Annotated in this window: 14 protein-coding genes; 8 read left to right on the top strand and 6 right to left on the bottom strand. The window is 62.5% G+C overall.

The features are described 5' to 3' along the window. Position 1: 1 nt before the first annotated feature. On the bottom strand, positions 2 to 1738 hold the full coding sequence (locus LG367_RS08595; RefSeq protein ID WP_226468833.1) for a peptide MFS transporter: 1737 nt from the start codon (positions 1736 to 1738) through the stop codon (positions 2 to 4). Between the two features lie 175 nt (positions 1739 to 1913). On the opposite strand from LG367_RS08595, the gene LG367_RS08590 reads away from it, so the two are divergent. The 3 genes from LG367_RS08590 (at position 1914) to LG367_RS08580 (ending at position 7413) form a co-directional block, all read left to right on the top strand. Then, entirely contained in the window at positions 1914 to 3884 is a 1971-nt protein-coding gene (locus LG367_RS08590) for an OPT family oligopeptide transporter (RefSeq protein WP_226468832.1), read from the top strand. A 70-nt stretch (positions 3885 to 3954) separates the two neighbouring features. Beyond that, entirely contained in the window at positions 3955 to 6051 is a 2097-nt protein-coding gene (locus LG367_RS08585) for a S9 family peptidase (RefSeq protein ID WP_226468831.1), read from the top strand. A gap of 108 nt (positions 6052 to 6159) precedes the next feature. Further along, complete coding sequence (locus tag LG367_RS08580) at positions 6160 to 7413, top strand: DUF819 family protein (protein WP_226468830.1); 1254 nt, start codon at positions 6160 to 6162, stop codon at positions 7411 to 7413. Positions 7414 to 7542: 129 nt separating this feature from the next. On the opposite strand, the gene LG367_RS08575 is transcribed toward LG367_RS08580, so the two are convergent. The 3 genes from LG367_RS08575 to LG367_RS08565 all read right to left on the bottom strand — a co-directional run bounded on the left by LG367_RS08575 (position 7543) and on the right by LG367_RS08565 (position 11076). After that, the gene (locus tag LG367_RS08575) at positions 7543 to 7767 is read right to left on the bottom strand and encodes a YbdD/YjiX family protein (protein ID WP_226468829.1); all 225 of its coding nucleotides are present in this window, start codon (positions 7765 to 7767) and stop codon (positions 7543 to 7545) included. Next, positions 7767 to 9839, bottom strand: coding sequence for a carbon starvation CstA family protein (locus tag LG367_RS08570; protein ID WP_226468828.1), 2073 nt, complete (start codon positions 9837 to 9839; stop codon positions 7767 to 7769). The genes LG367_RS08575 and LG367_RS08570 overlap by 1 nt, the downstream gene beginning before the upstream one ends. A gap of 388 nt (positions 9840 to 10227) precedes the next feature. Further along, on the bottom strand, positions 10228 to 11076 hold the full coding sequence (locus tag LG367_RS08565; RefSeq protein ID WP_226468827.1) for a LysR family transcriptional regulator: 849 nt from the start codon (positions 11074 to 11076) through the stop codon (positions 10228 to 10230). A gap of 102 nt (positions 11077 to 11178) precedes the next feature. Between LG367_RS08565 and LG367_RS08560 the strand changes: the two genes are divergently transcribed. The 5 genes from LG367_RS08560 (at position 11179) to LG367_RS08540 (ending at position 16240) form a co-directional block, all read left to right on the top strand. Continuing rightward, entirely contained in the window at positions 11179 to 11964 is a 786-nt protein-coding gene (locus LG367_RS08560) for an SDR family oxidoreductase (protein WP_226468826.1), read from the top strand. 27 nt (positions 11965 to 11991) lie between these two features. After that, on the top strand, positions 11992 to 12717 hold the full coding sequence (locus tag LG367_RS08555) for a ribonuclease activity regulator RraA (protein WP_226468825.1): 726 nt from the start codon (positions 11992 to 11994) through the stop codon (positions 12715 to 12717). A gap of 83 nt (positions 12718 to 12800) precedes the next feature. Then, entirely contained in the window at positions 12801 to 14177 is a 1377-nt protein-coding gene (locus tag LG367_RS08550; protein ID WP_226468824.1) for an MFS transporter, read from the top strand. 31 nt (positions 14178 to 14208) lie between these two features. Next, positions 14209 to 15369 carry an enolase C-terminal domain-like protein gene (locus LG367_RS08545; RefSeq protein WP_226468823.1) on the top strand — a complete coding sequence of 387 codons (1161 nt, stop codon included), beginning with the start codon at positions 14209 to 14211 and terminating at the stop codon, positions 15367 to 15369. Positions 15370 to 15382: 13 nt separating this feature from the next. Continuing rightward, on the top strand, positions 15383 to 16240 hold the full coding sequence (locus LG367_RS08540; RefSeq protein ID WP_226468822.1) for an NAD(P)-dependent oxidoreductase: 858 nt from the start codon (positions 15383 to 15385) through the stop codon (positions 16238 to 16240). A gap of 52 nt (positions 16241 to 16292) precedes the next feature. Here LG367_RS08540 and LG367_RS08535 read toward each other — a convergent pair whose 3' ends face one another. Both LG367_RS08535 and LG367_RS08530 read right to left on the bottom strand, forming a co-directional pair. Continuing rightward, positions 16293 to 17312, bottom strand: a complete 1020-nt coding sequence (locus LG367_RS08535) for a magnesium and cobalt transport protein CorA (RefSeq protein ID WP_226468821.1) — start codon at positions 17310 to 17312, stop codon at positions 16293 to 16295. 36 nt (positions 17313 to 17348) lie between these two features. Next, a complete protein-coding gene (locus LG367_RS08530) occupies positions 17349 to 18506 on the bottom strand; it encodes a lipoprotein N-acyltransferase Lnb domain-containing protein (protein WP_226468820.1) in 1158 nt (385 codons plus the stop codon). Positions 18507 to 18547 lie beyond the last annotated feature (41 nt).

Raw genomic sequence — 18547 nt, 5'->3', positions numbered from 1 at the left:
TTCATTTCACGCCATGCATCATCCGCCGCAGCAGCGGCGCGATGGTGAAGGCGACGACGGCGCAACCCAAGCCGATCCACAGCATCAGCGAGAACAGGTGCGCGTACTTCGACGCGGCCTCGGCGATGTTCATCGTCGTGCCTTCCGGCACTTCGATCGACGCCAGCTTCCCGAACTGCGCGGCCAGCAGTTCCGAATACGCGGTCGCCAGCCAGAAGCCGCCCATCATCAGGCCAACCACGCGCGCGACCGACAACTGGGTGACCGCCGACAATCCGATCGGCGACAGGCACATCTCGCCGATCTCCAGCAGCAGATAGGCCAGCACCAGCCACCACACGCTGGCGGGAACACCAGTACCAGCGGTCTGCGCAGCGAACAGCAATGGCAGGAACGACAGTCCGGCGAACAGCAGCCCGATGCCGCTCTTGAATGGCTTGCTCGGATTGCGCCCCCGGCGCTCCAGCCACGGCCACAGCCAGGCGAACAGCGGCGACAGCAGCACGATGAAGAACGAACCGAGGAAGGTGAGGGAGCCTGCGGTCTGTGGCACCAGCACGACGTCGCGGAAACAGGCCACGGCCATGCCGATCACCAGCAGCCAGACCATCGCGAGCGCGCGCGTGCGATCGCCGCGATCGCTCGCGCGCAGCGCGATCACCATGAGGATCGGACTGGCGGCCATCACGAACAACGACCAGGGCAGGGTGCCGCTGGCGTCGCTGACCAGGGAGGGAAACATGTCCTTGGTCATCAGGCGATCGGTGAAAGTCACCCAGGAGCCGTAACTTTGCTCGTAGAGGGTGAAGAACACGAGCACCGCGAGAATCATCACCAGCAGTGCGATCATCTGCTGGCGTTCTACCTTGCTGCAGTGGCGGATCAGGAACCACACGAACCACAGGCCGAAGGCCAGCGCGACCAGATGCATCGCGCCCTGCACGGTCCAATTGCGCTGGATCAATTGCCAGATCAGCGCCACGCCGGCGAACGTGCCGAGATAGATCCAGAATTCACGACGCAACCCGCCGACGCTGTCGCGCAACTTGGCCGGATCGGGCGGCTCGGCATGTCCGTGCAGATAGCGCTGTCCCCACAGGAACATGGCGAGTCCCGCCACCATGCCGACTCCGGCCGCGCCGAAGCCGTATTTCCAGCCGTAGGTTTCGCCGAGGAATGCGCACACCAGGCCGGCGAACAGGCCGCCGATATTGATGCCCGCATAGAACACAGTGAAGCCGGAATCGCGACGCGGATCGTCTTCCGCGTACAGCTTGCCGACGATGGTGGAGATGTTGGGCTTGAGGAAGCCCACGCCCATCACGATCAACGCCAGCGACAGATAGAACACCTGCAGCGCGGTTTCATCACGCACCATCACGCCGTTGATCATCCGCGCCTGCTCGCCTTCCACGGCCATGCCGAGATGGCCCAGGCAGAGCAACACGCCGCCCAGTACGACCGACTTGCGCATGCCGAGCCAGCGGTCGGCGATCATGCCGCCGATCACCGGCACCGCGTAGACCAGGCCGCCATAGGCGCCGATCAGGTCGTACCCGGCGTCGTCGCCGAAGCCGTGATGCTTGAGCAGATACAACAGCAGCAGCGCCTTCATTCCATAGAACGAGAAGCGCTCCCACATTTCGGTGAAGAAGCAGACGTAGACGCCTTTGGGATGCCCGAGAAAATCCTTGCGGGTGTTCGGGCGCGCGGGGTCGCTGGCGAGGGTGGCGGACACACGCGGCTCCAGGCGGAAACGCGCGATTATAGGAAAGGAGCGGGACGAGCCCCGGCGAGCCGGCTTCTGGCCGTGCCGACATGGCATTTCTCCATACCTTTTCGAGCCTATTGCACTGGACTTGCCTGGCCCCAGCGATTAGCTTGGCGGGCTAATTTGGTTCTGAGGCTAGAAAATGAACAAGCCGGCGCCACCGCAATTGACCTTCCGGGCCGTACTGCTGGCGATGGTGCTGGCGGTGATCCTCTCCGCGGCCAACGCCTACCTGGGCTTGTTCGCCGGCCTGACCATCGCCACCGCGATCCCCGCGGCGGTCGTCTCGATGGGCGTGCTGCGCCTGCTCGGCGGCGGCACGATCCTCGAGAACAACATCGTGCAGACCGGCGCCTCGGCGGGTTCGTCGATCGCGGCGGGCGTGATCTTCACAATCCCGGCCTTGATCATCCTCGGCTACTGGCAGGACTTCCGTTATTCGTGGGTGCTGGCGATCGCCGGCCTCGGTGGCCTGCTCGGCGTGCTGTTCTCGGTGCCGCTGCGTCGCTCGATGATCGTCGAGGAACCGCTGCCGTTCCCCGAAGGCAAGGCGGCGGCGGAAGTGCTCAAGGCCGGCGAGAATCCCGGCCCGGGCCTGAAGATCCTCGGTATTTCCGCGACCATCGGCGCGGTGGTCAAGCTGATGGCCGAAAGCGGTCTGCGCATGATCCCGGACAACGCGGCCGGCGCCGGCTTCTTCGGCAAGTATCTCGGCTACATGGGCACCGGTCTGTCGCCTGCGCTGCTCGGCGTGGGCTACATCGTCGGTCTCAACATCGGCATCGTCGTGCTGTCCGGCAGCGTGCTGTCGTACAACATCGCGATTCCGTTCTATCACGCCTTCGCACAGCATATCGATCCAACGTTCGCTGCCGAACTGGTCGGCAAGAGCGCGACGGAAGCGGCAAGTCTCATCCGTGGCGAACGTGTGCGCTACCTCGGCGTTGGCGCCATGCTGATCGGGGGTATCTGGACGCTGTTTTCCCTACGCAAATCATTGTTGTCGGGCATCAAAAGCGGCATCGCAGCGGCACGCAAGGGTTCTGGTGAGGCTGTCGCCGAAACCGAACGCGATTTGCCGATGAAGTGGATGCTGGTTGCGCTGGTGCTGTTTGTGCTGCCTCTGCTGGTGTTGTACCAGTTGATCGTGCATGACTGGACAGTTAGCGTGCCGATGACATTGATCATGATCGTCGCGGGGTTCCTGTTCGTCTCGGTGTCGGCCTATCTCGCCGGCTTGGTAGGTTCGTCGAACAACCCAGTATCCGGTATCACTATTGCCACGATCCTGTTCGCTTCAGTCGTCTTGATGCTGCTGCTGGGCAGCGATTCGAAGATTGGCGCGGTGGCGGCAATCATGATCGGCGCTGTGGTGTGCTGCGCAGCGGCGGTGGGCGGTGACAATTTGCAGGATCTCAAGGCCGGCTATCTGGTCGGTGCCACGCCATGGAAACAGCAGCTAATGCTTGGTATCGGTTCTTTTTCCTGCGCGTTGATCATGGCTCCTGTGTTGAACTTGCTTGCGCATGCTTATGGAATCGGACCCGCCACGCCGGAGCATCCGCAGTCGCTTAATGCACCGCAGGCAACGCTAATGGCATCAGTCGCCAAGGGCATGTTTGGCGGCGAACTGCCTTGGGACATGATCATCGCTGGCGCTGTGATCGGCGCACTTGTCATCACGCTCGATGAGGTGCTGAAGAAGCGCGGTTCGAGTTTCCGCGTGCCAGTGCTCGCGGCTGCTATTGGCATCTATCTACCGCTCGAGCTGATGGTGCCGATCTTTCTGGGCGGCCTTCTATCTTATTTTGTTGAACGTCGTCGTGGCTTGAAGGGGAGTGACGAAGAAGCGCGAGATCGTTTGCATCGTCCGGGTACTTTGTTCTCTGCAGGCCTAATTACAGGCGAAGCCTTGATGGGTATCGTGATCGCTGTGCCCATCTGGTACTACGAAAATGGGACCATTCTGAACTTGCCAGAAAAATTCAGATTGAGCGAGATAGGCAGTCAATTCCTAGGCTTGGCTGTGCTTGCTTATATTGGCTGGCTGATCTATCGCACTGGTACCAAGTCAAAGCTTGCCTTGGGCGACGCCGAACCCGGTCCGATGTGATGCTCCTGAAGTGCCATCGCGCCGCGATCCAGTGGCGCGATGGCGATCGACTTTCCGATTAAGGATTTCCATGAAGCTTCAACACGCCGTCCTGTCCGCCGCGCTTCTGCTCGCATTGCCCGTCTCGGCGTTCGCCGAACGCGGCTTCGAAGTACGCGATCTGGTCAAGCTCGATCGCTATTCCTCGCCGACGCTGTCGCCGGATGGACGCAAGTTGGTGTTCGCCAAGGCAGTCATCGACGAGGCGCTCGCAAAACGCTCGACGTCGCTGTGGATCGAAGACTTGTTCGCGCGCGACGCGGCGCCGCCGAAGCGGCTGACACCGGAAGGCTGGAACGTCAATTCGCCGTCGTTCTCGCCGGATGGCGCCACCGTGTACTTCCTGAGCGCGAAGTCGGGTTCCTCGCAGCTGTATGCAATTCCGGTCGCGGGCGGAACGCCGCGTCAGCTCACTTCTTTCGCCGCCGACGTCGAGAGCTACAAGCTGTCGCCGGATGGCACGCGCGTGGCCTTCAGCGCCGGTGCGTTCGCTGACTGCAAGGCCGACTTCAAGTGCACGAAGGACAAAGCTGACGCCGCCGAAAAAGCAAAGGCCAGCGGCAAGATCTTCGACCGCATGTTCATCCGTCACTGGGATGCCTGGAACGACGGCCGTCTCAACCGCGTCTTCGTCGCCGCGCTTCCGGGCGCGAAGGCCAAGGCCGCCGCGGTCGCGACACTGACCGGCGCCGACGTCTCCGGCGACGTTCCGTCGAAGCCGTTCGGCGACAGCAGCGAATATGCCTGGGCGCCGGACGGCAAGTCGCTGGTGCTGAGCGCGCGCAAGGCCGATCGCACCGAGCCGTGGTCGACCAATTTCGATCTGTATCTGGTGAGCGCGGACGGCACCGGCACGGCGAAGAACCTCACCGCGTCCAACCCCGCCTGGGACACCGGCCCGGCATTCTCCGCCGATGGCAAGACGCTGTATTACCGCGCCATGAAGCGTCCCGGCTTCGAGGCCGATCGCTTCGCATTGATGGCGATGGATCTGGCCAGCGGCACCACGCGCGAGATCGCGCCGGAGTGGGATCGCTCCGCCGACGGCATCACCTTGTCTGAGGACGGCAAGGAGATTTACACCACCGCGCAGGAACTGGGGAATCACCCGCTGTTCGAAGTCACGATAGAGGATGGCAGTGTTTCGCAGATGGTGGGTGGTGAGTCGGTCGCCGAATTTGTGATCGCCGGCAAGACGCTCGCCGTCGCCAATAATTCGTTGAAGAGCGGCAATCGGATTCTTGTTGCGGTGGGACTCGAGGATGGGAGTGATAACGCCATGCGCGAGATCACTCCCAGCGCCGCGGAGCAGCTTCCGGACGTTCGCTTCGGCGACTTCGAACAGTTCAACTTCAAGGGCTGGGACGGTGACACCGTCTATGGCTATGTCGTGAAGCCCTGGAACTACACCGCCGGCAAGAAGTATCCGGTGGCGTTCCTGATCCACGGCGGTCCGCAGGGTAGCTTCGGCAACGGCTGGAGCTATCGCTGGAATCCGCAGACGTATGCCGGACAAGGCTATGCCGTGGTGATGATCGACTTCCACGGTTCGACCGGCTACGGACAGAAATTCACCGACGCAATCAGCGAACACTGGGGCGATCGCCCGCTGGAAGATCTGCAGAAAGGTTGGAAGGCCGCGCAGGAAAAATACGATTTCCTCGACGGTGACAAGGCTTGCGCGCTCGGCGCCAGCTACGGCGGTTTCATGGTCAACTGGATCGCCGGCAACTGGTTCGATAAGAGCGGGAACTCACCGTGGAAGTGCCTGGTCAACCATGACGGCGTGTTCGATCAACGCATGATGGGCTATTCCACCGAGGAATTGTGGTTCACCGAGTGGGAGCAGGGCGGCACGCCATACGACAAGTCCGAGGCTTACGAGAAGTTCAATCCGGTCAACCACGTCAAGGATTGGCGCGTGCCGATGCTGGTCATCCACGGCCAGCAAGACTTCCGCATTCCGGTGGAGCAGGGCATCGGCGCGTTCACGGCGCTGCAGCGCAAGGGCATCGAGTCTAAGTTCCTGTACTTCCCCGACGAGAACCATTGGGTGTTGAAGTCGCAGAACAGCATTCTCTGGCACGACACGGTCAATGCTTGGTTGAAGCAGCACATCGGCCAGTGACCCGTGGCCGGGTAGCGACAATCGCTACCCGGCAATGAGGCGCGGGTCCATCGGTAACGGCCTTCGGCCAGAACCCCGAGTCGCGTCCGAAACCGTTTTGGGAGAACGATGAGCGAACCCGCCGGCACTGCCCTGATCACCAACGACATCGTCGTGCTCGGCCTGATCGCCGGAACGCTGGGACTGGTGTTCTGGACCGAATCGCGTGAATCGGGCTTCTGGAGGCGCTTCTACACCTACGTGCCGGCCTTGCTGCTGTGCTACTTCATTCCGGGCATCTACAACAGCGTCGGCTTGATCGATGGCAATGCCAGCAAGCTCTACAACCCGGTCGCCAGTCGCGTGCTGCTGCCCGCGGCATTGGTGCTGTTGACGCTGACCATCGACCTGAAGGGCGTGCTCCGGCTTGGCCCGAAACTACTGGTCATGTACGCGACGGCATCGATCAGCGTGATGCTGGGCGCCTTCGCCGCATTCTGGATCATGGGCCTGGTGCATCCGGACACCGTGGCCGGTGATACGTGGGGTGGCATGGCGGCGCTGGCGGGTAGCTGGATCGGCGGCGGCGCCAATATGGTCGCGATGAAGGAAGTGTTCAACGTCGACGAAACCACGTTCGGCCAGTTCGTGGTGATCGACGTCGGCGTCGGTTATGTGTGGATGACGGTGTTGATCTTCCTTGCTAACCGCGCGCAGGCGATCGATGCGCGCAGCGGCGCGGATACGCGCGCGATCGAGGATCTGAAGCAGCGCTTGATCAGCTATCAGAAGCAGCACCAGCGCATCGCCAGCCTGTCGGACCTGATGATCATCGTCGGCATCGCGTTGGGTGCGGTCGGGCTCTCGCACGCGATCGCCACGCCCATCGCCGGCTGGTTCCTGGCCAACGTATCGTGGGCGAAAACGGTGAGCTTGCACGAACCCTTCGTGTGGGTCGTGGTGCTGTCCACGTTCATCGGCCTGGGTCTGAGTTTCACCCGCTTGCGCGAATTCGACGGCGCCGGTGCGTCCAAGATCGGCACGCTGTTCCTGTATTTCCTGATCGCCTGCATCGGCATGCAGATGGACATCCGGGCGCTGGCCGACAAGCCCTGGTTGTTCGCGCTGGGCCTGATCTGGATCCTGGTGCATATCGCGCTGCTGTATCTGGTCGGCCGACTGCTGCGCGTGCCGTTCTTCTATTTCGCGCTCGGTTCGCAAAGCAATATTGGCGGACCAGCCTCGGCGCCGGTGGTGGCGTCGGTGTTTCATCCCTCGCTCGCGCCGGTAGGCGCCTTGCTCGGTGCATTGGGTTATGCGACCGGGACGGTGCTGGCCTATATCGTAGGGATCACTTTGCGCGCCATGGCAGGCGCCGGATAGGCCTGCCGCGCGGCGACGGTTCTCGGGGCATGGTCTGCCATCCGTCGGAAGAGTGCGTGATCAGGAAGCGTTGAGCGCCCGTGATGCGCGAATCATTTCACGGAGCGGGATGTGTCCCGCTCCACGAAACTAGCAGCAGCGAAAGCCTTTTCCGCCGCCATACCGCGCTTCCTGCCGCTCGCGGAAGAAAGTGGGGTAATCCATCACCTCGCGATCAGGATGCTTCTCCAGCATGTGCCGGACATAGTTGTCGTAGTCCGGCACGCCGCAGCACAGTCGCGCGGTCTGCACCAGTCGTCGCCAGACGCGTTTGTGCGCCTGGTAGTGGTCGAGCGTGACGAGTGCAGTGCCCATCACAAGTTCGCCAGTTGCCGCGGATCGAGTTCGACGTATGCCGTTTCCTTGTCAGTGCGCTGTGGATTGCGACGTGCCTTGACGATGCTCAGCACCGAATAGATCAGCACGCTGAACACCACGAACAGGAACAGCGCGGTCAGCCCGGTGTTGACGTAGGCGTTCGTGACCACCTGATGCATCTGTTCCACCGACTTCGCGGGCGCGGCGATCTCGCCGCTGGCGATCGCCTTCTGGAACTTGCCGGCCTGCGCCAGGAAGCCCTGCGCGGGATTGCTGTCGAAGATCTTGATCAACCCGGCGGTGCTCGTGCAGATCACCAGCCATGCCGCGGGCACCGCGCACACCCAGGCGTAGCGGTCGCGCTTCATCTTGAACAGCGCCACGGTGCCGAGCATCAACGCGATGCCCGCCAGCATCTGGTTGGAGATGCCGAACAGCGGCCACAACGTCTGGATGCCGCCGAACGGATCGACCACGCCCTGATAGAGCAGATAGCCCCACAACGCCACGCAGCCCGCGGTGGCGATGAGATTGGCGGTCCACGATTCGGTGCGGCGCAGCGGCGGAATGAAGTTGCCGAGCAGGTCCTGCAGCATGAAGCGGCCGGCGCGCGTGCCGGCGTCCACCGCGGTGAGGATGAACAATGCTTCGAACAGGATCGCGAAGTGGTACCAGAACGCCATCATGCCTTCGCCGGGCAGCACGCTGTGCAGGATTTGCGCGATGCCGACGGCCAGCGTCGGCGCGCCACCGGCGCGGGCGAGCACGGTGGTCTCACCGATCTCGCGTGCCGTGGCTTCCAGCTGGTCGGGCGTGATGGTGAAACCCCATTGCGACACGGTGGCCGCGACGGCCTGCACGTCGGTACCGACCACGGCCGGCGGGCTGTTCATGGCGAAGTACACGCCCGGTTCGATGATCGATGCCGCCACCAGCGCCATCACCGCCACGAACGATTCCATCAGCATGCCGCCGTAGCCGATGTAGCGCGCATGGCCTTCACTCGCCAACAGTTTCGGCGTGGTGCCGGAAGAAATCAGCGCGTGGAAACCGGAAACCGCGCCGCAGGCAATGGTGATGAACAGGAACGGGAAGATGCCGCCTTTCCACACCGGGCCGTCACCGTTGGTGAACTGCGTCAGCGAAGGCATCTTCAGGTCGGGCATCACGACGAAGATGCCGATCGCCAGCGCGATGATCGTGCCGATCTTGAGGAAGGTGGAGAGATAGTCGCGCGGCGCCAGCAGCAGCCACACCGGCAACACCGAGGCGACGAAGCCGTAGCCGATCAGGATCCAGGTGATCTGCGTGGCGCTGAAGGTGAAAGCCGGTCCCCAGACCGGATCGGCGGCGACCTTGCCGCCCAGCCAGATCGAGAACAGCAGCAGGGCCACGCCGACGATCGAAATCTCGCCGATCTTGCCGGGACGGATGTAGCGCATGTACACGCCCATCAGGATGGCGATCGGCATCGTTGCCACCACGGTGAACATGCCCCACGGGCTCACCGCCAGCGCCTTCACCACCACCATCGCCAGTACGGCGAGGATGATGATCATGATCAGGAAGGCGCCGAACAGGGCGATGGTGCCTGGAATCTGGCCCATCTCCTCGCGTACCAGATCGCCCAGCGAACGGCCGTTGCGGCGCGAAGATAGCACCAGCACGACGAAGTCCTGCACGGCGCCGGCGAACACCACGCCGACGATCAACCAGAGCAGGCCGGGCAGGTAGCCCATCTGCGCCGCCAGCACCGGGCCGACCAGCGGGCCCGCACCGGCGATCGCGGCGAAGTGGTGACCGAACAGAACGTGCTTGTTGGTCGGTACGTAGTCGAGGCCGTCGTTGTTGAGCACGGCTGGCGTCGAGCGCGTGGGATCGAGCTGCAACACCTTGTTGGCGATGAACAGCGCGTAGTAGCGGTAGGCGATCAGGTACAGCGAAATCGCCGCGACCACGATCCACAAGGCGTTGATCTGTTCGCCGCGACGCAGCGCGATCGTGCCGAGACAGAAGGCGCCGATGATGGCGAGCGCCGCCCACGTCAGCTTGCCGAAACCGTTCTTCATTGGTAGGGCCTATCGTCAGGTATGGAAGGGGTCGCGCCGGGTCTGCGGACGTGCGAGGCAAGGAAGAGCGAAGGAGTGGATGTCGATCCACGACCGAGCGATGACGCGGCATCGCGCGTCCGCAGACCCGGCCTTTCGGGTTGCTTCTCAAAGGCCGCCGTGCGGCGCCGCACGGCTTGACCTTGCAGGTAGCAAGGCGCCGCGCCGCGCGACACCACCTGACGGCCTTTGAGAAGCAACGCGACCCCTTCCATACCTGACGATAGGCCCTGTTCTCCGAGCGATGGCGCAGGGTCGCGCGGGGACGGGCCAAGGTCAATGCGCAATGCCGCAATGAGGGGGATTTCGGGCCTACGACTTTGGTCGCAGGCTCTGGGCGTCAGCGGGCTCAGCCGAGAAATGCAGCGACATGACGTGATCGAGGTGATGTGCGGAGCCAGACCACGCCGAGACTTCTACGAAGATCCGTGTCGGGAAGTTCGTGTTTGCGAAGAGAAAGTCCCGTGGGCCATGGCGGCGCCCAGTCCGGCACCAGTGACACGCCCAACCCCTGGTCCACCATCACGGCGATGGCATCGAGAGAGTCGAGTTCGAACCGTTCCCGAGGCTGGATGCCTGCGCGGCGCAGATAGATATCGGCGAGGCGCCCGCCCCAGTTCGATCGGTCGTATCGGATGAAGGGCTGCGTGCTCAAAAGATGGTGCGGTTCGTCCTGAGGCGCGGTGGCTGGCGCGATCACGATCATCGGCTCCACGCGCAGCGTGCGCCAGGCGCATGACTTCGGCAGGGCGAAGTCCGGCTGCACGATGAAGGCCGCGTCGAGGTCGCCTTCGAGCACGCGGGGATACAGATCACGAGAAGTGCCCGGCGTCACGTGGACGTCGATTCCCGGAAACTCGGCGTTACAACGTGTGAGCAGCGCCGGCAGAAGACCGGTCATCGCCGTGGCGATGGCGCCGAGCCGCAGTTCTCCCACCGGGACGCCTTCGGTCACGATGGATCGAAGCGCACGGATGTCTTGCAAGATGACACGCGATCGTTCCGCGAGTTCGGAGCCCGCGGGCGTGGGACGCACCGTTCGTCCGGCACGCTGGATCAATCGCGCTCCGATATCTTTTTCCAACGCCTGAATGCGCTGAGCGATGGCCGTCGGGGTGAGATTCAGATGTTGGGCCGCTTCTGTCAGCGACCCCTTTTCGATCACGGCGACGAGACTGTCGAGAAGGCGAGTATCCATAACCCAAAAAAATTACGGTTTGATACAGCGCAGAATACATTCTTCCGCTTCACACCCCAGCGTATCGTTTGGAACAACACAGATACGCGAACAGAGCAGATCATGGAGCTGGGGCTGAACGGTAAGACCGCATTGGTTTTGGGAGCGGGCGGCGGTTTAGGGAGCGCGATCGCGCGAACGTTGGCACGTGAAGGTGCCGTCGTGGCCCTGGCCGATCTCGACTTGGCCGCGGCGGCAGGCGTGCAAGCCAAGATCGAAGCCGCCGGTGGACGGGCGCTAGCGCTCGGCTGGGATATTTCGAACCTTGACCTGATCACGGCGAAGATCGAGCAGATCGCTTCTGCGCTCGGTCCCGTGGACATTCTCGTCAACAACACGGGCGGTCCGCCGCCGACGCCGGCAGCGGGCCAGGATCCAGCCCTCTGGCAGAGGTCGTTCCAATCGATGGTCATGTCCATCATCGCCGTCACCGACCACGTGCTGCCCGGAATGCGGGAACGCCGCTGGGGACGGGTGATCACGTCGGCATCTTCAGGCGTCGTCACGCCGATCGAGAACCTCGCGATCTCCAATGCATTGCGCCTTTCCCTGCTGGGATGGTCGAAGACCTTGGCGCGGGAGGTCGCGGCGGACGGTGTCACGGTGAATGTCGTCCTTCCCGGGCGTATCGCCACCGATCGCACCCGCTTCCTGGATCAGCAAAAAGCGGGACGACAGAAGAAAAGCATCGAGAACGTCACCGCTGAAAGCGTCACATCGATCCCGGCGGGCCGCTACGGCACGCCCGAGGAATACGCGGATGTGGTCGCCTTCCTTGCAAGCGCCCCGGCCTCGTACATGACAGGTTCGCTCGTGCGCGTGGATGGCGGGCTCATCCCCAGCATCTGACAACAGAAGGGTATCGCGAGGCCTCTCATGGAACAGACCATTCCAGCGAACTTTGAACGGGCGGCGGATATTCTCCGCTCGGTTTCCACCTCGACGATCACGACGATCCTGCTCAAGAAAGGATTGCGCAACGTCTGGATGCGGCAAGCGCGCCCGATACGTTCCGGTCAAGCACGCCTTGTTGGCCGTGCCTTCACTCTGCGTTTCGTGCCTGCCCGAGAGGATTTGGCGACGCCGGAATCCTGGTCGTCGCCAACATCGACTCGCGCCGCGATCGAGGAGATGCCGGAAGGATGCATCGCCGTTGTCGATGCGATGGGTGTGTCGGATGCCGGAATTTTCGGCGACATCCTGTGCGCCCGCATGCGCAAGCGCGGCGTCGCTGCATTGATCGCCGACGGTGTGGTGCGGGATGTGGCGGGTGTCCTCGCGACCGGCTTACCCATTTGGTGCCGCGGCGCGGCCGCGCCGCCCTCGGTGGCCGGCCTTACCTTCGTGGACTGGCAAAGACCAATCGGCTGTGGCGGTGTCGCGGTCTTCCCGGATGATCTCATCGTCGCGGATGACGATGGCGCCGTGGTGATTCCGAGCGCATTGATCGCGGATGTCGTCGAACTCGCCCCCGAGCAGGAGCGCATGGAGGCGTGGATCATGCAGGAAGTTGATCGGGGCGTGCCGCTGCCAGGTCTTTATCCCATGAATGTCGAGACCAAGGCCAGATACGAAGCCACGCGTCCGCCCGCACACGAGTAGGGCGAGTCACCGTCAGACGAGCCAGGCATGAGAACGAATAGAGAAAAGAGCCTGGCGGATCAGAAGCAATGTGGAGAAACGTGATGTCCGAAGCGTCAATGGATGCGTTGGAGCGTGCGGTCATTCGAAAGATCGCGGTTCGCTTGTTGCCGATCGCAATGCTGAGTTTTTTTCTGGCCTATGTGGATCGTACGAACATTTCCATTGCCGCCATCACCATGAACCGGGATCTAGGTTTCTCGGCGTATGTCTACGGAATCGGGGCCGGGATTTTCTTCATCGGCTACCTTCTCTTTGAAATTCCCAGCAACCTGATCATGGTGCGCACGGGCGCCAGAATCTGGATCGGCCGCATCATGTTGACCTGGGCCGTCGTCTCCGGGTTGACCGCCTTCGTTAACGGGCCCGCCAGCTTCTATGCGGCGCGTTTCATGCTCGGTGTCGCAGAAGCGGGGTTGCTGCCGGGCCTCGTGCTCTATTTCACTTACTGGTTCCCTTCGCGTTACCGTGCGCGAGTGTTCGCGGCGCTTTACTTCGCTCAGCCGGTCGCCAACGCGGTGGGAGGCATCGCCTCAAGCGCAATTCTGAGCCTGGATGGTGTTTTCGGGCTCCACGGTTGGCAGTGGATCTTTCTCATCGAAGCAATCCCGCCGATTGCATTGGCGCTGGTGATCTTGAGATCCATGCCAGACCGGCCGGCCGACGCGGCTTGGCTGGCGGAAAGTGAGAAAATTTGGCTGCAGACGTCTCTCGCTGCAGAGGCGCGTGATGGCGGGTCACAACCCCAACGTCACTGGATAGCGGCCTGCCTCGATCGCCGGGTTCTGGCGCTCGCCCTTCTTTGGTTCAGCACCGTCACCGCCAACTATGGCGTCGTGTTCTTCCTGCCACAGATCATCGAGGGATTGCATGTCTCCCAGATGATGCTGGGGACTCTCTATGCAATCCCATCCATCGTGGGTGTATTTGGCCTGATTCTGTGGGGCTGGTCGTCTGATCGCATGAATGAGCGGCGATGGCATGCCGTCACTGCTTGTGCCTTGGGAGCGGTCGGCCTGTTTGCCGCTGGGTTCATCGTTGGGAGCTGGTGGGCGCTTGCCGCCATGAGTGTGGCGATGATTGGCTTGTTCGGAATCCGCGCCGTCTTCTGGGCGATTCCCTCATCTTTTCTGAGCGGTCGCGAGGCGGCCGTGGCTTTTGCTTTCATCAATGCGACAGCCCAGCTTGGTGGTTACATGGGGCCATTCTGCGTTGGATGGATCAAGTCTCAGACCGGCAGTTTCGAGTCTGGCCTTTATGTCCTCGCCGGTTGGTCCCTGCTGTCGGCGTTGATTGCCATTTTCGCCGGTCGCGCGAATGGCGGTACTTCCGTCGAGATCAGAGACAAGGCCTTCGACGACTCGCGTCGATCCGGGTTACCCGAGACCGATGACGTTTCCGTCCGATACGGCCGGGCCTGACGGCCATCATCCAGAAATCAAAGGAACTCCCATGCGGATCACGCGCGTCATCGAGCGAACGATCAAGGTTGAAAGCAAAATCCGGAACGCTCGCGTGGACTTGAGCGAAATGACCGCGACCATCGTGGCCGTAGTCACGGACGTGATTCAGGAAGGGCGCCCAGTCGTCGGCTACGCCTTCAATTCCTATGGGCGCTACGCTTGCGGTGGGCCGCTTCGGGAGCGCTTCATTCCACGGTTGCTGGCGACTGAACCCGAAAGCTTCCTCGATGACGAGGGAACCAACCTGGACCCGCCACGCATCCTGGCGTCGCTGCTCGCGCGCGAAAAGGCCGGTGGGCATGCCGAACGTTCAATGGCGCTGGGGACACTCGATTGCGCATTGTGGGATATCGTCGCCAAGATCGAGTGTTGTCCGCTTTATCAAGTGCTCTCGGATCGGTTTGGAACGGGCCGTAGTGCCACAACTGTCCCCGTGTATGTCGGGGGCGGCTTCTATGGCGCTGAAGATCCGGTCGCTACGTTGCGCGACGAAGTCTCCCGCTGGGTCGATGCAGGCTATCGGGACGCGAAGATCAAGGCGGGCGGTGTTTCGCTGGACCTCGATCGAAAACGCATCGAAGCAGCTCTCGACCTGCTGCCATCAGGCGGAAGATTGGCTCTCGATCTGAGCTGTGCCTTCGATGCGCAGGCTGGCGTCGCCTTCGCCAAGGACGTGAAACCTTACGGGCTCTGGTGGCTCGAGGAGCCGTGCGATCCGCTCGACTACGATGGCTACCATGCCGTCGGCGAGACGGGTGTCGGGATCGCAGGCGGTGAAAACCTCTTCGGCGCACGCGAGTTCGACAACTTCCTGCGTTATGCCCGATTGGGAAGCAATATCGTGTTGCAGCCAGACCCGCCACTTGCTTACGGCATTACAGGTCTTCTCGATATTCTTTCAACCGCCCAGACGCATGGCGTGCCACATGCCTCGATCTACCCGCATGGCGGTAACCTGATGTCATTGCATGCCGTGGCTGGCCTGGGTCTCGGTGGTGTGGAGGCTTATTTGGAACAGTTCGGTGTCTTTAGCGGGTTCAGTCATGAGGTCCGGATCGCGGACGGTCGAGCGACACTTCCCGCCTTGCCGGGCATCGGCTTCGAGGCGCAGCCGGCGCTCTATGCCGTGATGTCAGATCTGATTCGATAAAAGGAGAATGTTCATGTTTCGGGAGATCGCCATCATCGCGCCGGGCGCCATGGGAAGTGCCGTGGCACGTCGGTTGACCGATCACGGTGTCCGCGTGATCACGGTGCTTGAGGGGCGCAGTGCTGGCACGCGAAGCCGAGCCGAAGCAGCCGGCATGATTGGCGTCGAGATGCAACGTATCGCCGAAGCCGACGTGATCCTGTCGATCGTTCCGCCGGCTCAGGCAGTCGTTCTTGCCGTGGAGCTTGCTCCCTTTCTCCGAAGCAATGTCCATCGGCCTATCTTCGTCGATTGCAATGCCATCGATGTTCGAACGGTCCAGCGTGTTGGCGACATCGTGACCGCGAGCGGTGCGCGCTTCGCGGACGCCGCCATCATCGGCTTTCCACCCGTGCCCGATGCGGTCGGCCCGACCTTCTATTTTTCCGGCGAGCCGGCGCGGGAGCTTGGCGGTCTCGCCGAGTTTGGATTGAATGCGCGGATCATCGAAGGGCCTGTTGGCGCCGCGTCCGCGCTCAAGATGTCTTATGCCGGCATCAACAAGGGGTTGACCGGAATCGCCGCCGCCATGGTGCTGGCGGCCGGTCGTGCCGGTGCGACCGTTGCTCTTCGTGAAGAATTGCAGGCCAGCCAGCCCCAGCTGCTTGAGCGGCTAACGACGACGCTTCCGGACATGTATCCCAAGGCATATCGCTGGGTAGCCGAAATGCGCGAGATTGCTGCTTTCGCGAGCGATAGTCCGGCCACCGCGCGCTTGTACGAAGCGCTCGGCGACTTCTTCGAGAGTATCGCTACCGACTATCAGGGGCAGCGCATCGAAATCGCGACGATCGATGGTTTTCTAGCGGGGTCGACGAGTCAGGAAAAATGAAAGAGCGATTGCAGTCGACAAGAAGAAGAGGGGAGAGCGTGCCGGTACGATTTCAAAGCCACTTGATCTTCTTCAGATAGCGATAGAGCCCGAAACAGGCCACTGCCAGCCCACCGATCAGGATGTAGTAGCTGTAGGGCCCGTCCAGTTCCGGCATGTGCTTGAAGTTCATGCCGTACCAGCTGGCGACCAGGGTCGGCGCCGCGAGCAGGGCCGCCCAGCCGGCCAGGCGCTTGACCACCTCGCCCTGTGCCAGCGTCACCAGCGCCTGGTTCACGCCGAGCGCCGTGCCCAGCATGTCGCGCAAGGCATCGATGGTTTCGTTGATGCGCACGGAATGATCGAGCACGTCGCGGAAATACAGATGCACTTCGTCGGGTACCAGCGGGCTGGTGGTGCGCACCAGCTGCGACAGCACGTCCTGCAGCGGCGTCACCGCCACGCGCATGTAGGTGAGTTCGCGCTTCAGATCGTACAGGCGCTTGAGGATGCCGCGGCGGAAGGTTTCGGTGAAGACGTCCTGCTCCAGCGTGACCAGCGTGTCCTTGAATTCGTCGACGATGGGCAGGTAGTTGTCGACGATGGCATCCAGCACCGCGTACAGCGCGTATGACGGGCCCATCTCCAGGAATTCCGGCTCGCGCTCCAGGCGCGCGCGCGCGGGCGAGTACGACAGCGAGGCGCCGTGGCGTACCGTCACCAGGTAGCGCGGGCCGAGGAACGCATGGGTTTCGCCGTAGCGGATGCGCTCGTCGATCACCTGTGCGGTGTTGACCGCGATGAACAACGAATCGCCATAGGCCTCGATCTTCGGACGCTGATGCGCTTTCTGCGCATCCTCGATGGCGAGATCGTGCAGGCAGAATTCTTCCTGCAGCTTCTCCAGCACCTCGTCCTCGGGCTCGTACAGGCCGACCCAGAGGAAGCTGTCGTCGTCGACCTTGAGCACATCGCTGATTTCGTCGAGGGAGATATCGCGCAGCTTGCCCTGCTTGTTGTAAAGCGAGCAGTTCACCACGCATGTGGGCCTTGCGGGAGCGGGCGTGACAGGGGCTTGTACGGCGTCGTTCATCGCTAAATCGTGCGCCGCGTGGCGCTTGTCCGCAAGTCAGCGGCGACGCAATGAGAGGAACAGACCGTAGTGGACCGGCAACAACAGCGCGAGCCAGTGCGCATTGCGCTGCGGTTCGACCGGCAGCCAGAGCAGGAACAGCGCCAGGACGGCGCAGACCACGATCGCCGTGAGCCAACGGCCAAACCAGGGCCCGGCCTCGCGCCCGCGCGTGATGCGCCAGCCGCCGGGCAGCAGCAACAGGCACAACGGATTGAACAGCAGCAGATTGTGGTTGCTCCAACCAAAACGGTGCGCGGTGAACAGCCAGATGAAGCCCATCAGCACACCGAGGATCGTGCACAGGGCCCAGAACGGCAGCGCCACGGCCGCGACCGTGCGTGGACGACGCCTGGCGGCCCACACCGCGACGGCGGCGATCAGCAACCCGCACAGCAGCCAGGGCCACCAGGCCAAGCGGAATTCCGCCGGCTCAGGTGCGATGCGATGTGGCAGCAGACGTTGTTCGGAGCGCACCAACGGCTTGCCGTCGCTGCCGTTCACCTCGCGCAGGGCATCGGCCAGGCGCATCGGCACGAACGACTCCTCCCACACCGACAGCGGCCGGTCGGCCGCGGGACCGAGGCCGATGTCGAAGCCGAGCCACATCCACCAGGCGGGCGAGGCCAGCCGCACCGATTCGCCGCGATAGGTATTGCCGTGCGAGCGTCCTTCGATCTGCCGCTTCAGCGCGCCGCCCAGCACCTTGTCGACGGCATCGCGCACGCGCGTGGAGCAGTTGTCGGTGAAGTAGTCGTAGCGGTAGCGCGCGTTCTCGGGCCTGGCGTTCACGGCCAGCGCGGCGGAGAGCTGCTTGGCTTCGGCGTCGCTGAGGTTCAGCCATTGGATCGACACGCCGCGACCGGTTTCATCGTAGTACTGCAGATCCTGCGCCAGCGGCAGCGCCACCAGTTGATACATCATCACGCCGCGGACGAAGCGTCCGACGAAACCGGGTTCGCCGGGATCGAAGAAGCCGTAGTTGTACGAGATGGTTTCGCCGCGCGCGGGATCGTCGACGACGAGAGCGTCATGGCCGAAGCGCTCGAAGAAGATGGTGCCGGGCTCCATCGTCATCACGCCGATGCGCGGCGCGGCCGATGCGGCCGCGGGGAGCAACAGGCACAGAAAGAGCAGGGCCAGGATTGGGCGCATAGGGAAGAGGCGAGAGAGGGAAATAAATTGTTTTCCCTTCT

The organism is Luteimonas panaciterrae (assembly GCF_020511115.1).
In the GTDB taxonomy this organism is placed as follows: domain Bacteria; phylum Pseudomonadota; class Gammaproteobacteria; order Xanthomonadales; family Xanthomonadaceae; genus Luteimonas; species Luteimonas panaciterrae.
Note: the sequence above shows the minus strand (reverse complement) of the source record. Positions and strands in the feature narration are given on the sequence as shown.

Coding starts and splice junctions, on each gene's coding strand:
- LG367_RS08590 (WP_226468832.1), top strand. CDS start 1,914: ATGAACAAGCCGGCGCCACCGCAATTGACCTTCCGGGCCGTACTGCTG.
- LG367_RS08585 (WP_226468831.1), top strand. CDS start 3,955: ATGAAGCTTCAACACGCCGTCCTGTCCGCCGCGCTTCTGCTCGCATTG.
- LG367_RS08580 (WP_226468830.1), top strand. CDS start 6,160: ATGAGCGAACCCGCCGGCACTGCCCTGATCACCAACGACATCGTCGTG.
- LG367_RS08575 (WP_226468829.1), bottom strand. CDS start 7,767: ATGGGCACTGCACTCGTCACGCTCGACCACTACCAGGCGCACAAACGC.
- LG367_RS08570 (WP_226468828.1), bottom strand. CDS start 9,839: ATGAAGAACGGTTTCGGCAAGCTGACGTGGGCGGCGCTCGCCATCATC.
- LG367_RS08565 (WP_226468827.1), bottom strand. CDS start 11,076: ATGGATACTCGCCTTCTCGACAGTCTCGTCGCCGTGATCGAAAAGGGG.
- LG367_RS08560 (WP_226468826.1), top strand. CDS start 11,179: ATGGAGCTGGGGCTGAACGGTAAGACCGCATTGGTTTTGGGAGCGGGC.
- LG367_RS08555 (WP_226468825.1), top strand. CDS start 11,992: ATGGAACAGACCATTCCAGCGAACTTTGAACGGGCGGCGGATATTCTC.
- LG367_RS08550 (WP_226468824.1), top strand. CDS start 12,801: ATGTCCGAAGCGTCAATGGATGCGTTGGAGCGTGCGGTCATTCGAAAG.
- LG367_RS08545 (WP_226468823.1), top strand. CDS start 14,209: ATGCGGATCACGCGCGTCATCGAGCGAACGATCAAGGTTGAAAGCAAA.
- LG367_RS08540 (WP_226468822.1), top strand. CDS start 15,383: ATGTTTCGGGAGATCGCCATCATCGCGCCGGGCGCCATGGGAAGTGCC.
- LG367_RS08535 (WP_226468821.1), bottom strand. CDS start 17,312: ATGAACGACGCCGTACAAGCCCCTGTCACGCCCGCTCCCGCAAGGCCC.
- LG367_RS08530 (WP_226468820.1), bottom strand. CDS start 18,506: ATGCGCCCAATCCTGGCCCTGCTCTTTCTGTGCCTGTTGCTCCCCGCG.